Source organism: Bradyrhizobium sp. 27S5, assembly GCF_037217225.1.
GTDB lineage: Bacteria > Pseudomonadota > Alphaproteobacteria > Rhizobiales > Xanthobacteraceae > Bradyrhizobium > Bradyrhizobium septentrionale.
On the sequence record NZ_CP147714.1, the window covers coordinates 3,516,866 to 3,530,436 of the forward strand.

12 protein-coding genes are annotated in these 13,571 nt (G+C 64.3%); 8 read left to right on the forward strand and 4 right to left on the reverse strand.

What is annotated here, in order from left to right; all coding sequences use genetic code 11:
• The first annotated feature begins 149 nt into the window (after positions 1–149).
• Together WDM24_RS44500 and WDM24_RS44505 are read left to right on the forward strand one after the other, a co-directional pair.
• The gene (locus tag WDM24_RS44500; RefSeq protein WP_414645727.1) at positions 150–257 is read left to right on the forward strand and encodes a hypothetical protein; all 108 of its coding nucleotides are present in this window, start codon (positions 150–152) and stop codon (positions 255–257) included.
• A gap of 45 nt (positions 258–302) precedes the next feature.
• Positions 303–701: an Imm1 family immunity protein gene (locus WDM24_RS44505; RefSeq protein WP_166204171.1), complete on the forward strand. Its 399-nt coding sequence runs from the start codon at positions 303–305 to the stop codon at positions 699–701.
• Between the two features lie 448 nt (positions 702–1,149).
• Here the strand turns inward: WDM24_RS44505 and WDM24_RS16170 are convergent, their stop codons facing one another.
• The gene (locus WDM24_RS16170; RefSeq protein ID WP_166294613.1) at positions 1,150–2,022 is read right to left on the reverse strand and encodes an NAD(P)-dependent oxidoreductase; all 873 of its coding nucleotides are present in this window, start codon (positions 2,020–2,022) and stop codon (positions 1,150–1,152) included.
• Between the two features lie 209 nt (positions 2,023–2,231).
• Here WDM24_RS16170 and WDM24_RS16175 point away from each other — a divergent pair, with 209 nt between their 5' ends.
• The 6 genes from WDM24_RS16175 to WDM24_RS16200 all read left to right on the forward strand — a co-directional run bounded on the left by WDM24_RS16175 (position 2,232) and on the right by WDM24_RS16200 (position 7,076).
• On the forward strand, positions 2,232–2,669 hold the full coding sequence (locus WDM24_RS16175) for a VOC family protein (RefSeq protein ID WP_414645728.1): 438 nt from the start codon (positions 2,232–2,234) through the stop codon (positions 2,667–2,669).
• A 56-nt stretch (positions 2,670–2,725) separates the two neighbouring features.
• The gene (locus tag WDM24_RS16180) at positions 2,726–3,856 is read left to right on the forward strand and encodes an Mrp/NBP35 family ATP-binding protein (RefSeq protein WP_338699477.1); all 1,131 of its coding nucleotides are present in this window, start codon (positions 2,726–2,728) and stop codon (positions 3,854–3,856) included.
• A 209-nt stretch (positions 3,857–4,065) separates the two neighbouring features.
• Positions 4,066–4,296 carry a hypothetical protein gene (locus tag WDM24_RS16185; protein WP_338699478.1) on the forward strand — a complete coding sequence of 77 codons (231 nt, stop codon included), beginning with the start codon at positions 4,066–4,068 and terminating at the stop codon, positions 4,294–4,296.
• 309 nt (positions 4,297–4,605) lie between these two features.
• A complete protein-coding gene (locus WDM24_RS16190; RefSeq protein WP_338831810.1) occupies positions 4,606–5,694 on the forward strand; it encodes a TRAP transporter substrate-binding protein in 1,089 nt (362 codons plus the stop codon).
• A 123-nt stretch (positions 5,695–5,817) separates the two neighbouring features.
• The gene (locus WDM24_RS16195; protein ID WP_166294618.1) at positions 5,818–5,991 is read left to right on the forward strand and encodes a hypothetical protein; all 174 of its coding nucleotides are present in this window, start codon (positions 5,818–5,820) and stop codon (positions 5,989–5,991) included.
• Positions 5,988–7,076, forward strand: coding sequence for a TRAP transporter substrate-binding protein (locus WDM24_RS16200; RefSeq protein WP_166294620.1), 1,089 nt, complete (start codon positions 5,988–5,990; stop codon positions 7,074–7,076). The genes WDM24_RS16195 and WDM24_RS16200 overlap by 4 nt, the downstream gene beginning before the upstream one ends.
• 68 nt (positions 7,077–7,144) lie before the next feature.
• Here WDM24_RS16200 and WDM24_RS16205 read toward each other — a convergent pair whose 3' ends face one another.
• The 3 genes from WDM24_RS16205 to WDM24_RS16215 are packed head-to-tail and all read right to left on the reverse strand — an operon-like array spanning position 7,145 to position 13,216.
• A complete protein-coding gene (locus WDM24_RS16205) occupies positions 7,145–8,689 on the reverse strand; it encodes an efflux transporter outer membrane subunit (RefSeq protein WP_414645729.1) in 1,545 nt (514 codons plus the stop codon).
• A gap of 10 nt (positions 8,690–8,699) precedes the next feature.
• Positions 8,700–11,945 (reverse strand): CusA/CzcA family heavy metal efflux RND transporter, encoded by a 3,246-nt coding sequence (locus tag WDM24_RS16210; protein ID WP_338831811.1) that lies wholly within the window; start codon positions 11,943–11,945, stop codon positions 8,700–8,702.
• 56 nt (positions 11,946–12,001) lie between these two features.
• On the reverse strand, positions 12,002–13,216 hold the full coding sequence (locus WDM24_RS16215; protein ID WP_338831812.1) for an efflux RND transporter periplasmic adaptor subunit: 1,215 nt from the start codon (positions 13,214–13,216) through the stop codon (positions 12,002–12,004).
• Positions 13,217–13,571: the final 355 nt, after the last annotated feature.

Below are 13,571 nucleotides of genomic sequence, written 5' to 3' on the forward strand. Positions count from 1 at the left end.
GCTAAAGAAACTCGTTAACGGGGGGTTAAATTAACTTTTGCGCGGGCGCCGCGCTGACGGGCCATCCACGCCTTTCTTCGCATTGATCCAAAGACGTGGATGCCCAGGACTAGCCCGGGACCCACGTCGAAGGTCATGCTGCGGCCGTTATGCAGCAGCAGGGACTTTCGGAAGGCACGCTGTTTATAAACAACCCAACCATCTGCTCAAGTTGCACAAACCTTCTTCCACGCATGCTACCATCAGGCGCAGCTTAACGTTATAACTCCGAATGGCTCGACAGTGTTCGTTGGGGTGCATCCATGAGAGCCCAGTTTTTCGACAGACAGGACGCCACGAATCCTCTGAATGAGACAGTAGTTGACGGGTCGCCAGCGTTGCGAAGGATCATTAACGACACACGGCAGAGGCAACCATTTTTGTCGGAGCTTGTCGGCACAAACGATCGCAAGCTGCTCTTAGGCCTCGGATCCGGGGATGGTTGCGTACAGTTTAGTTCAACTGATGGGGCTCCGCCTTACTTGATGGCGGTGGGGACAATTGAGCACGAAGGAGGGGGTACGCAAGAGTTCTTGATGGGCGATACATCGACACCAATGCCGCGGCGCTATTGTCTTCCAATGGAAAAGGTAGCTGAGATTGCGGTCGCTTTCTTGGAAACTGGCGAGCGATCGTCGAGCGTGGAGTGGGAGGAAATTTAAGCCGCAGAGAGCGCGATACCGGAACCCCCAGCCTGTGTGCAAGGTGGTAAGACGGTGGGCGTTTTGCGCACGTCGGCCGGAGACTTATCTCTCGAAAGTGGATGGGCTGGACCTGCCGCAGACATTCCGCGCGGAACCTCTGCCAATTTCGGTGACAGTGCACTTAACTCCCCGACAATGATCATTCTTGACCCTGTTCTGCGGATACGGTGACAGTGCACTAAACCGCCAACTAGAAGTTACAATTTCGGAATAATGGAAGTGTGCCCCTGATTTGCCCGACATGTCAAGTTGCCATATCGAATGCCGGCGGCCGGCCAGCTCCTTTGCATGGGGTTGTTTTCGATATTTTGGCAGCGCGACCTTCAAAGGGAAAATTCTCCTTCGCGAGACGACGCTGCATGGCTGGTGACCCGCCGACGCGGGTCACCGCGACCTATGCGAGCAGCTACCGCTGCAGCCGCGCCAGCAGGCTCGACGTATCCCAGCGCTTGCCGCCCATCTTCTCGACCTCGGCATAGAACTGGTCGACCAGGGCGGTCGCCGGCAGCGTGGCGCCGTTGCGGCGGGCTTCCGCCAGCGCGATCGAGAGGTCCTTGCGCATCCACTCGACCGCGAAGCCGAAATCGTACTTGCCCTCGTTCATGGTCTTGTAGCGGTTCTCCATCTGCCAGGACTGCGCCGCGCCCTTGGAGATGGTCTCGATCACGGCCGCGACGTCGAGGCCGCTCTTCTTGGCGAAGTGGATGCCCTCGGAGAGGCCCTGCACGAGGCCGGCGATGCAGATCTGGTTGACCATCTTGGTCAGCTGGCCGGCGCCCGCCGGTCCCAGCAATTTGCACATCCGCGCATAGGCGCCGGTGATGATCGGCTCGGCGCCGGCATAGGCGTCCGCGCTGCCGCCGCACATCACCGTTAGCACGCCGTTCTCGGCGCCGGCCTGGCCGCCGGACACCGGCGCGTCGACGAATTTGAAGCCGGCCTTGGTGGCGGCCGCATCGAGCTCGCGGGCGACCTCGGCGGAGGCGGTGGTGTGATCGACGAAGGTCGCGCCCTTCTTCATCCCGGCGAAGGCGCCGTCGGGGCCGATCGTGACCGCGCGCAGGTCGTTGTCATTGCCGACGCAGCACATCACGAAATCCTGGCCTTCGGCGGCGGCCTTCGGCGTCGGCGCGGTCTTGCCGCCGAACTTGTCGGCCCATTCCTTCGCCTTCGCCGCGGTCCGGTTGTAAACGGTGACCTCATGGCCGCCCTTTTTCACGAGGTGTCCCGCCATCGGGAAACCCATCACGCCGAGACCGAGAAAAGCGACTTTAGCCATATCTGTTACCTTGGGTTCTGTGATTTGCCGTGGTGATCGCCCCTTGAGACCGCCGGAAAACGTCGCGGCGGGCAGGGCATTCCGTCCATGGAAGGAGCCGCACCATACCCCCTGCGCAGCGGAGGGCAACGCCTTCGTTGGATGGCAGACCCCGGTTTTGTGCTAGGATCGCCCCACCAAAGAACTTCACAAAAATGGGAGTGTCTCGCATGGGCATGAGCGTGGGTGTGCTCGATCATTTCAATATCCGGACCCGGAATCTCGCCGCCACGGTGCGGTTCTATGAGGACATTCTGGGCCTGGAGAAGGGCGCACGGCCGAACTTCGCGTTCCCCGGCGCATGGATGTACAGCGAGGGCAAGGCGGTCGTGCATCTGGTCGATATTTCGCAGACCAGCGAGGCACAAAAGCCGGATTCCGGCGTCGTCCACCACGTCGCCTTTGCCAGCCAGGGCTTTGACGGGATGAGGCAGCGGCTTCAGTCCAAGGGCATGGAATTCGACTCGCGCCAGGTTCCCGGCGGCGACCTCTGGCAGATCTTCGTCAACGACCCCAACGGGGTCATGATCGAGCTGAACTACGAGGCCGCCAAGGAAGGCGGCTCGGCAGCGCCGGCCGAGCGGCGGGACGACGTCGGAGCGAGGTAGCCTTTTGCGCTGCAACGCTCTATGGGTCGTCGCTTGAACTTTTCAGGAGATGCGCCGTGAGCGTGACGCAGCAACAGGTTCTCGATTGCCTTGCCAAGGTGATGTCGCCGCGCGGCACAGTCTTGACCAACGCCAATGTGCTGTCGGCGATCACGGTCACCGACGGCAAGGTGTTCTTCTCGATCAACGTTGACGCAGCGGAGGCCCGCGCCTGGGAAAGCGTGCGTGCGCAGGCCGAGAACGCCGTGCGCGCCATTCCCGGCGTCAGCGTGGCGATGATCGCGCTGACCGCGGAGCGCAAGGCGGGCGCTGCGGCGCCTGCGCCGCGGCCGGCCGGCGGCGTCCCGCCGGCGTCCGCGCACCGGCATCCGCATCCGCCTGGCGCGCAATCGCCGATGGCGCGCCAGGCCGAGATTCCCGGCATCTCCGCCGTGATCGCGGTTGCCTCCGGCAAGGGCGGGGTCGGCAAGTCGACCACGGCGCTCAACCTCGCGCTCGGCCTGCGCGACCTCGGCCTGCGCGTCGGGCTGCTCGACGCCGACATCTACGGCCCGTCGGTGCCGCGGCTGACCGGCATCCGCGAGAAGCCGCAGCTCAACGCCGACAAGAAGATGATCCCGCTGCAGCGCTTCGGCCTGTCGATCATGTCGATCGGCTTCCTGGTCGAGGAGGACACCGCGATGATCTGGCGCGGGCCGATGGTGATGTCCGCGATCACCCAGATGCTGCGCGACGTCGCCTGGGGCACGCTGGACGTGCTGGTGGTCGACATGCCGCCCGGCACCGGCGACGCCCAGCTGACGCTGGCGCAGAACGTCCCGCTCAAGGGCGCCGTCATCATCTCGACCCCACAGGACCTCTCGCTGATCGACGCCCGGCGGGGATTGGCGATGTTCAAGAAGGTCAACGTGCCGGTGCTCGGCATCGTCGAGAACATGAGCTATTTCCAGTGCCCGCATTGCGGCGCGCGCTCGGACATCTTTGGCCATGGCGGCGCCCGCCACGAGGCCGAGAAGCTCGGGGTGCCGTTCCTCGGCGAAATTCCCCTGCACATCGCCATCCGGACCGCGTCCGATTCCGGCACCCCCGTGGTCGAGAGCGAACCGGACGGCCCGCACGCGGCGATTTACCGCGCGATCGGCGGCAAGGTCCGTGAGCAGCTGCAAGGTGTCATCGCCGCAGCCTGAAGTTGCCTTGCCGTCGTCACGGGCCGGGCTCTAAAGGCGTCGGCCTCGGCGGCGGTTCTTCACAGAACTGTCGCGCTGAACGGTTGCTGGACCGCTTTCGGCCTGTATGGTTGTGAAGAGATAGCCGAATCGTACCAGTCTGTCCGTCAGCTTAAACGAGTCCATCGCCAGGCCGTAACCGCGGGAAAGGCCGTGAGGCCACGATCAACATGGCAGCACCAGCAAAGAAAGCACGCCGCAAACATCTGACGCGGGAGAAGCGCGAAGAGGCTTCCCGGATGGCATTCAACATTGCGAAGAAATCCGACTCGATTAAGGAGGCCGCGGCGGCGATCTCGAAGACGTATGGCGTGAGCCACACGACCGCACAAAGCTGGATCCGGCGCGGGCGGCACTTGGCCAGCCAGGCCAAGAAAGCGCGGGAGACGACGCGGCGCTGATTGCCCCGGTAGCCCGGTGGTTGAGCGCGGGCCGGACGGCGCGCACGCGGCGATTTACCGCGCGATCGAAGGCCCGGTCCGCGAGCAGCTGCAAGGCGTCATCGCCGCGGCCTGAGCAGCAATTTCCGGCCGATTCCCGCGTCATCAGACTTTCGTTTAATTGGCGCGGTCATGCCATTGTCGCGTTTCCGTGAGGCCGCCTTCCGTGTTAAAGGGCCGACCCAGAGCGCCTCGGCAGGCCTGTGCAAGCGTCCCGCCGGAGAACTGCTTGCGGTCACTGGGAAACGCCCCTCAAGGAGAAGCCTTACGATGAAGCGTCGTGATTTTTTGAAAGTTTCTGCGGCCGGTGCTGCCGCGACGGCGGTTGCGGCGCCGGCGATCGCGCAGTCCTCGCCTGAAATCAAGTGGCGCCTGACCTCGAGCTTCCCGAAGTCGCTGGACACCATCTATGGCGGCGCCGTCGAGGTTTCGAAATACGTCGCCGAAATGACCGACAACAAGTTCCAGATCCAGGTGTTCGCGGCGGGTGAAGTCGTCCCCGGCCTGCAGGCGCTGGACGCGACCTCCAACGGCACGGTCGAGATGTGCCACACCGTCTCGTACTACTATGTCGGCAAGGACCCGACCTTTGCGATCTACGCGTCGGTGCCGTTCGGCCTCAACGCGCGCATGCAGAACTCCTGGTGGTACCAGGGCGGCGGCGAGGCGCTCGGCAACGAGTTCTTCAAGAAGTTCGGCGTGATCGGCTTCCCGACCGGCAACACCGGCACCCAGATGGGCGGCTGGTTCCGCAAGGAGATCAAGACGGTCGCCGATCTCTCCGGCCTCAAATTCCGCATCGGCGGCATCGCAGGTCAGGTGCTGCAGAAGGTCGGGGTGGTGCCGCAGCAGCTCGCCGGCGGCGACATCTATCCGGCGCTCGAAAAGGGCACCATCGACGCCGCCGAGTGGGTCGGTCCCTATGACGACGAGAAGCTCGGCTTCCAGAAGGTCGCCAAGTACTACTACTATCCGGGCTTCTGGGAAGGCGGTCCGACCGTGCACTCCTTCATCAACCTGGAGAAGTGGAACGCGTTGCCGAAGAACTACCAGGCGATCCTGACCAATGCGTGCGCCAACGCCAACAGCTGGATGAATGCGCGCTACGACATGCAGAACCCCTCGGCGCTGAAGCGGCTGGTGGCCGGCGGCACCCAGCTGCGCCCGTTCACCAACGAGGTGCTCGAGGCCTGCCTCAAGGCGACCAACGAGCTGTGGGGCGAGATCTCGGCCAAGAACGCCGACTTCAAGAAGTCGATCGACGCCATGCAGGCCTACCGTTCGGACCAGTATCTGTGGTGGCAGGTCGCCGAGTACACCTTCGACAGCTTCATGATCCGCTCGCGTACCCGCGGCTGATCGGCGCAGCGTTCGCGCGAGGAGAACGCTGCAAGACGACAAGCAGGGGTTTCGCTTCCAGGAATGAAGCCCACGCCAAGCTTCAACTTAAGTAGCCCGGCCTCTGCAAGGAGGCCGGGTTTTTTGCGTCTGGCGTTCGGCAAGGGGATGCTCCATGCTCGCGCCCGAAGCCTCGACACGAAGGCGGCGCATGATCGGTCACCGGTCATGACGGCAAAAAAAGAAAACTGGCGCGACGATCGCAAGCAGTCGACGCTCGGACAACACAATCATACAGGGCAGGATTCATTCAAATGAAGCGCAGGGATTTCATCAAGGTCACGGGTCTGGGCGTCGCTGGTGCCGCAACCGTCGCGGCGCCGGCCATCGCGCAGTCGATGCCGGAGCTCAAGTGGCGGCTGACGACGAGCTGGCCGAAGTCGCTCGACACGTTGCACGGCGGCGCCGAGCTGATGGCGAAGGCGGTGGGTGAAGCCACCGACAACAAATTCCAGATCCAGACCTTTGCCGCCGGCGAGATCGTGCCGGGCCTGCAGGTGCTCGACGCCGTGCAGAACGGCACTGTCGAGATGGGGCACACCGCGCCCTATTATTATTACGGCAAGGACGCGACCTTCACCTTCGGCTCCTCGGTGCCGTTCGGACCCAACATGCGCCTCAACCAGGCCTGGTACCTGCTGGGCGGCGGCAAGGAGCTGCTCAACGAGTTCTACAAGAGCTACAACGTCACCTCGCTGCTGGCCGGCAACACCGGCTGCCAGATGGGCGGCTGGTTCCGCAAGGAGATCACCAGCGTCGACGATCTCAAGGGCCTCAAATTCCGCATCGGCGGCTTTGCCGGAAAGGTGATGCAGAAGCTCGGCGCGGTGCCGCAGCAGCTTGCCGGCGGCGACATCTATCCGGCGCTGGAAAAAGGCACCATCGATGCAGCCGAGTGGGTCGGTCCCTACGACGACGAGAAGCTCGGCTTCCACAAGGTTGCGCCGAACTATTACTTCCCCGGCTGGTGGGAAGGCGGCCCGATGCTGGTGGCGATGATCAACCTCGACAAATGGAATGCGCTGCCGAAGCACTATCAGTTCGTACTCGAGCAGGCCGGCCATCTCGCCAACAACTGGATGATGGCGCGTTACGACCAGGCCAACCCGATCGCGCTGAAGAAGCTGCTCGCGGTCGGCACCAAGCTGCGCCCGTTCCCGGCCACGGTGATGGAAGCCTCCTTCAAGGCCGCCAAGGAGCTGCATTCCGAGGTCTCGGCGACCAACGCCAACTTCAAGAAGGTCTATGACTCGCTGACGTCGTTCTCCAACAACGGCTATCAATGGTTCCAGGTCGCCGAAGTCGGCTACGACAATTTCATGGCGCGCCACTCGCAGGTGTGACCGCGGCTCGGCATGATGACGACAGCAAGCCCCGAAGCCATCGCTTCGGGGCTTAGCTTATTCAACGGTCAGTTCTTCGACGCGACGCGGCTTTCGAACACGCAGGCGCGCCAGTCGCTGGTCGCGCAATCGGTCGGCCAGCCGCCGCCGAGCGCCATGAACAGCGCCGCGGTGTCGGACAGCCGCGTCGCCACCGCCTGCACGCGGGTGATCGCGGCATTCAAATAGACCTGCTGCGCGTTCAGCACATTGACCTGATTGACCTGGCCGAGCCCGAGCTGCTTCTGCACGATGTCGAGGCTGGCCTTGGCGGCGTCCTCCGCCTTGATCGCGGCCTGCACGGCACGGGCGTCAGCCTGCAGGCTGCGCAGCGCGTCGGCGACGTTCTGGAACGCCGTGACGACGGCCTGGCGGTACTGCGCGTTGGCCTGCTCAAGCGCGGCCTCCGCCGCCTTCTGCTTGTGGTACAGCGTCAATCCGTCGAACACGGTCTGGGTCGCGCTGCCGGCAACCGTGTAGAACAGCGTTCCCGGCGTGAACAGCTGGGCGGCGTTGAAGGCGGTCGAGCCGGGGTTGGCGGAGATGGTGAAGCTCGGCAGCCTTGCTGCGATCGCGGCACCAACCAGCGCGCTTGCCGAATGCAGATTGGCCTCGGCCGCCCGCACGTCGGGGCGCTGCGCCACCAGCGTGCTTGGCAGGCTCACCGGCAGATTGCCCGGCAGCGCGAGGCGCTGCAGATCGAATTTCTGCAGGATCTCATCGGCGGAAAATTGCCCGGCCAGCGCCGTGAGCAAATCGCGCTGGATCGCGAGCTGCTTCTGCAGCGGCGGCAAGGTCTCCTCGGACTGCGCCAGCGCCGCCTGCTGCGCCAGCACGTCGACCTGCGCCGCCTGGCCGGCATTGAACTGGTTCTGCAGAATGCCGAGGATGTCGCGCTCGACCTTGATGATGTGCTCGGTGGCGGCGATCTGGCCGCGCAGCGAGGCCTCCTGGATCGCCGCCGTCACCACATTGGAGGTGAGCGTCAGATAGGCCGCCTCGAGCTGGAACTGAGCCTGCTCGGTGAGCGCGTCGAGGCTCTCGACGTTACGCATGTTCTCGCCCCACACGTCGGGCACGAAACTGATATTGAGCTGCGCGGTGTACAGCGTGTAGCGGGCCTGCGCCGTGTTGCCGGGCCCCGACACGGCGTTGGAGACAAGCTGGTCGGACGGGGTGAAGTTTGCGCCGACTTGCGGAAAGTACAGGCCGCGCTGCGCCAGCGCGTTGAAGTTCGCCAGCCTGATCGCGGCCTCCGCGGCCTGCAGCGACGGATTGCGCTCGACCGACATGCGGATCAGCTGGTTGAGCGGTGCGGAGCGGAACGCGGCCCACCAGCGCGTCGGGATGTCGGCGCCGTTGACGAAGCGTTGCCCGGCCACGCGCGGTCCGGCCGGATCGGATGGCGGCGATTGCAGCTTCTCCGGCGTGTAGCCGGCGACGGTGGGGGCGGGCGGCGACGAGAAATTGAGGCCGACCGCGCAGCTTGCAAGCATGAGGGCGCCGGCGGCCGCGGCCAGCCCGCGCATCGCGGGAGCGGCATGACGCGGCGTGCTGGTGCTGAAATCGTCCATGGCAGGCCCCCTAATGCGCGGCTTCAGGCGGCGCCGCGGCAGGCGTCTCGCTGGGCGCGGCGGCACGTTCGCGCGACAGGAAGATCTTGCGCAGCGCGGGTGCTACGATCAGGAGCAGCAGCGGGCCGATGAACATGCCGCCGACCACCACGGTTGCGAGCGGCCGCTGCACCTGGCTGCCGATGCCATGCGACAGCGCGGCCGGGAACAGGCCGACGCCCGCGGACAGCGCGGTCATCAGCATCGGGCGCATGCGCTGCTCGGCGCCGTTGAACACCGCCTCCGCAATGCTCTGGCCCGACGCGCGCAGCTCGCGGAAATAGGTGATGTTGAGAATGCCGTCCATGACCGCGACGCCGAACAGCGAGATGAAGCCGATCGCGGCCGAGATCGAGAAGTCGAGCCCGGCGAGGTACAGCGCGATCAGGCCGCCGCCGACCGCGAAGGGAATGCCGGCCAGCGCCAGCAGGCTGTCGCGCAGCGAGTTGAACAGGCTGTAGAGCAGCACGAAGATCAGAAGCAGCGTGACCGGCACCACGATCATCAGCCGTGCCTTGGCGGCTTCGAGATTGTCGAACTCACCGGACCAGATCATCCGGTAGCCGGTGGGCAACGGCACCGCCTCGGCGATCTTCGCCTGCGCCTCCGCCACCGTGCTGCCGAGATCGCGGCCGCGGACGCTGAACTTGATCGGGATGTAGCGCTGGCTGCGTTCGCGATAGATGAACAGCGCGCCGGTATCGAGCGAGATGTCGGCAAGCTCGCTCAGGGGGATATAGGCGTTGGTGCCCGACGGAGTGGCATAGGCGACCTTGATGTCGCGCACCGCGTCGATGCTCCTGCGGAATTTCGGATCGAGCCGCACCACGACGCCGAACTGCCGGTCGCCCTCCAGCACCGTCGTCGCATTGGCGCCGCCGAGCGCGGCCTGCACCACGGTGGTGACGTCGCCGGTGTTGAGGCCGTAGCGCGCGGTCTTTTCCCGGTTGACCCGGATGTTGAGGTTGGGCTGGCCGACCAGATGGAAAATGCCGAGATCGGCGACGCCGCGGATTTTCGCCATCTCCTGCGCCACCTTGGTCGCGAGCCCTTCGAGCACGTCGAGATTGGGGCCGATGATCTTGATCGAGTTCGCGCCCTTCACGCCGGAGAGCGCCTCCTCGATGTTGTCCTGGATGTACTGCGAGAAGTTGAAGGTGACGCCGGGCATCTCCTCGTCGAATTCCTTTTGCAGCTCCTCGGTGAGCTTCTCCTTGGTCAGACCCGGCGGCCACTGGTCGAACGGCTTGATCGGCGCGAATAACTCGACATTGGAGAAGGGCGAGGCGTCGCTGCCATTGTCGGGGCGGCCATGCTGCGACACCACGGTGATGATCTCGGGGTGGCGCAGCAGGATCTCGCGCATCTTGCGGGTCGGGTCGGTGCCGGCCTCGAGCGAGATGGTCGGCGGCATCGAGGCGCGGATCCAGAAATTGCCTTCCTCGAGCGCGGGCAGGAATTCGCTGCCGAGCCGGCTCGCCGCCAGCGCGCTGAGGCCGAGGAACACGATCCCGGCCGCAACCGCGATCTTCAGATTGGCCTGCGACCAGCGCAGCACCGGCGTGTAGCTCTTGCGCAGCCAGCGCACGATGATGGTTTCGGTTTCCTCGATATGCCGCGGCAGCAGCAGCGACGCCAGCACCGGCGTCACCGTGAAGGTCGCCAGCAGCGCGCCGGCCAGCGCATAGCCATAGGTGCGCGCCATCGGGCCGAAGATCTGGCCCTCGACGCCCTGCATCGTGAACAGCGGCACGAAGGCGGTCACCGTGATGGCCGCGGTGAAGAACACCGCCTTGTCGACCTGCAGCGCGCTGACGAAGATCATGCGCAGCCGTTCGGTCCAGCCCGGCGCAGGCCCGCCGTGCTGCGTCGTCGGGTCGCTCCCCCAATAGCCTTCGGCGAGGTTCTGCAGCACGCGCAGCCGGTTCTCGGGGCTGGACTGGAAGTTGCGGAAGATGTTCTCCATCATGATGACGGCGGAATCGACGATGATGCCGAAATCGACCGCGCCGAGCGACAGCAGATTGGCGTCCTCGCCCTGCAGCACCAGGATGATGATGGCGAAGAACAGTGCGAACGGGATGTTGGCGCTGACGATCAGCGCGCTTCTGAGGTCGCCGAGGAAGACCCACTGGATCACGAACACCAAAAGGCAGCCGAACAGCAGATTGTGCAGCACCGTGTGGGTCGTCACGCTGACCAGCGAAGAGCGATCGTAATAGGGTACGATCTTGACACCAGGGGGCAGGGTGCCGTCGCTGTTGATGCTGGCGACCTCTTCCTCGACCCTGGGGATGATGTCGTTGGTGTGCTGGGTGCGTCCCATCACCACGATCGCGGCGGCGACGTCGTCATGGCCGTCCTTGCCGGCGATCCCGAGCCGCGGCACATAGCCGATCGACACCTTGGCGGCGTCCTTGATCTGGACCGGCAGCCCGTTCGACTGGGTCAGGACGATGTTCTCGATGTCCTGGACCTTGTAGCCCTTGGTGACGTCGTCATCGCCGCCGGAATTGATCAGGCCGATGCCGCGGATGTTGACGGATTGCTGGCCGATCGCGATCTCGCGGCCGCCGACATTGACGTTGGAATTGCCGAGCGCGCTGATCAGCTGCGGCACGGTGATGTTGTAGGCCTCGAGCTTGGCGAGATCAGCGTCGACGTTGAACTGCTTGGTGGTGCCGCCCCAGGAGTTGATCTGCACCACGCCCGGAAGCGTCATCAGCCGGCGGGCAACGACATAGTCCTGCAAGGTCCGCAAATTGGTCAGGCCGAAATTCGGCGGCCCGACCAGCTGGTAGCGGTAGATCTCGCCGACCAGGCTCGATTGCTGGATCTGCGGGACCTGACTGCCGGGCAGCTGGACGTTCTGCGTGAGGCTGTTGGTGGCCTGGGTCAGCGCGAAATAATAGTCGACGCCATATTTGAAGGTGACCCGCACGAAGGACAGGCCGTAGAACGAGGTCGAGCGGATGTTGACGACACCGGGCGTCGAGTACAACCCGACCTCCATCGGGATCGTGTAGTACTTCTCCATTTCCTCGGCGGAAAGCCCGGCGGCCTGCGCCGTGATCTCGATGATCACAGGCGCCGGGTTCGGATAGGCCTCGATGTTCAGCTTGGCGAACGCCGCGAACCCGGCGGCGCAGAACACGATGAGGCCAAGCACGATGACGGCGCTTCGGGTCAGGCCGAACTGGAGGAGGCTCTTGATCAAGGTGCTGCACTTCCTCTCGGGGTGACGAGCGCGCGCTCAGCGTCGCATCCGGCGTGCTATCCGGTGGCCGCATTGGCGAACTTGTTGCTGAGGAAGATCGCGCCGCTAGAGGCGACCTTTTCACCGGCGCCGAGGCCTGAGAGGATCTGCCGCCAGCCGTCCTGCTCCATGCCGATCACAACCGTGCGGCGGTCGAATTTGCGGCCGTCAGTCGTGACCCAGACCGTCATCGTTCCGTCGCCCTCGCGCACGATCGCGTCCGAGGGCACGCTGACCGACAGTTTCGGCGGCTCGGTTTCGATGGTGAAGCTCGCCAGCATGCCGGCGCGCAGCTTGTGCTGGGGATCGTCGATCACCGAGCGCACCAGCTGACGGTGCGAGGTCGGATCGATGTTGAGGCCGAGCGTCGTAACGCGGCCGCGAAACACCTCGTTCGGATAGGCGGGCAGGCGGACCTCGACCGTTTGGCCGATCCGATACGAGGGGGCATCGGTCTCGATCACATTGGCGACCATCCACATCGTCGAGATGTCGGCCAGCGAGTAGGGCGCCGGGGCATTGCCGGGCTGCACATAGAGCCCCGGCGCGGCGTTGCGCGCGATGATCCGCCCGGAGATCGGGCTCGGAACCACCAGGATGGAATCGACCTTGCGGTCGGCGACGATGCGGTCGATCTCGGCGTCGGTCTTGCCGAAGATGCGCACCGCGTCGCGCGCGGCCTTGTAGTTGCCTTCGGCGGTCTGCTGATCCGACGTCGCCTGGTCGACGTCCTTCTGCGCACCGCCGCCGGTCTTCAGCAGCTGCCTGACCCGCGCCAGTGTCCTGATCTGCAGTTCGAGCACGCCGGACGAGGCGAGCAGCGATGATTCCGCCTGCAGCAGGTCGGGGCTGTCGATCGTGAACAGCGTGTCGCTCTTGGCAACCTCGTCACCGACATTGAGCGGCGTGTCGACGATCCTGCCGGGATTCGGCGTGAAGGCCTGCACCAGCATGTTCTGGTTGAAGTCGATCGAGCCGACCGCGTTCTTCAGTGTCCGGAACGAACGTTGTTCCGCCGCCATGACCTTGAGCGAAGCGGCCTGCTTGTCGCTCAGCGCGACATATTGCTGCTCGACGTTGACATCCTGCGGCGCGGTCTCCTGCGCTGCCATCTTCTGTGCAGCCTTGGCGCTCACGACGCCGTCGGCGCGCGTCATCAGCCACGTGCCGGCGAGGAGCACGGCCAGCACCGGCATCGCCGCAAAGCCCATATGCTTCATTCGAAATGACATCGCCCGCCCGGCCAATCCTGCATGAAACCCTCGCGCGAGGATCGAGGTCTTGCCGCATATTGGGCAGTCGTCGAGCTCTCAGCGAGAACGAGCAATCTGTTATCAGGGCTTGCTGACGCCAGCCTTACGCTGGCCGGCCCATTCATGCGGGGGGTGCGCCGATTTTGATTGCAGCCGGTAGGCGTTTATCTATTTTCACGTCATGGCCGGTGGGACCGGCCATAGTGAAAACATAGCGCGGGTCGCGCAATCGAGGCGTTATGCCTAAATGCGTGTCGTTTGCACATCGTGATTGCCCAAGGTGATTGACCAAAACGCGATCCGTCGCGCTGTTCGTCTCGTGGCTGGCGCATCG

Bases quoted from the DNA above. Each gene is read 5' to 3' on its own strand.
- WDM24_RS16215 (WP_338831812.1), bottom strand. From the start codon at position 13,216: ATGTCATTTCGAATGAAGCATATGGGCTTTGCGGCGATGCCGGTGCTG.
- WDM24_RS16190 (WP_338831810.1), top strand. From the start codon at position 4,606: ATGAAGCGTCGTGATTTTTTGAAAGTTTCTGCGGCCGGTGCTGCCGCG.
- WDM24_RS44505 (WP_166204171.1), top strand. From the start codon at position 303: ATGAGAGCCCAGTTTTTCGACAGACAGGACGCCACGAATCCTCTGAAT.
- WDM24_RS16205 (WP_414645729.1), bottom strand. From the start codon at position 8,689: ATGGACGATTTCAGCACCAGCACGCCGCGTCATGCCGCTCCCGCGATG.
- WDM24_RS16170 (WP_166294613.1), bottom strand. From the start codon at position 2,022: ATGGCTAAAGTCGCTTTTCTCGGTCTCGGCGTGATGGGTTTCCCGATG.
- WDM24_RS44500 (WP_414645727.1), top strand. From the start codon at position 150: ATGCAGCAGCAGGGACTTTCGGAAGGCACGCTGTTTATAAACAACCCA.
- WDM24_RS16175 (WP_414645728.1), top strand. From the start codon at position 2,232: ATGGGCATGAGCGTGGGTGTGCTCGATCATTTCAATATCCGGACCCGG.
- WDM24_RS16185 (WP_338699478.1), top strand. From the start codon at position 4,066: ATGGCAGCACCAGCAAAGAAAGCACGCCGCAAACATCTGACGCGGGAG.
- WDM24_RS16200 (WP_166294620.1), top strand. From the start codon at position 5,988: ATGAAGCGCAGGGATTTCATCAAGGTCACGGGTCTGGGCGTCGCTGGT.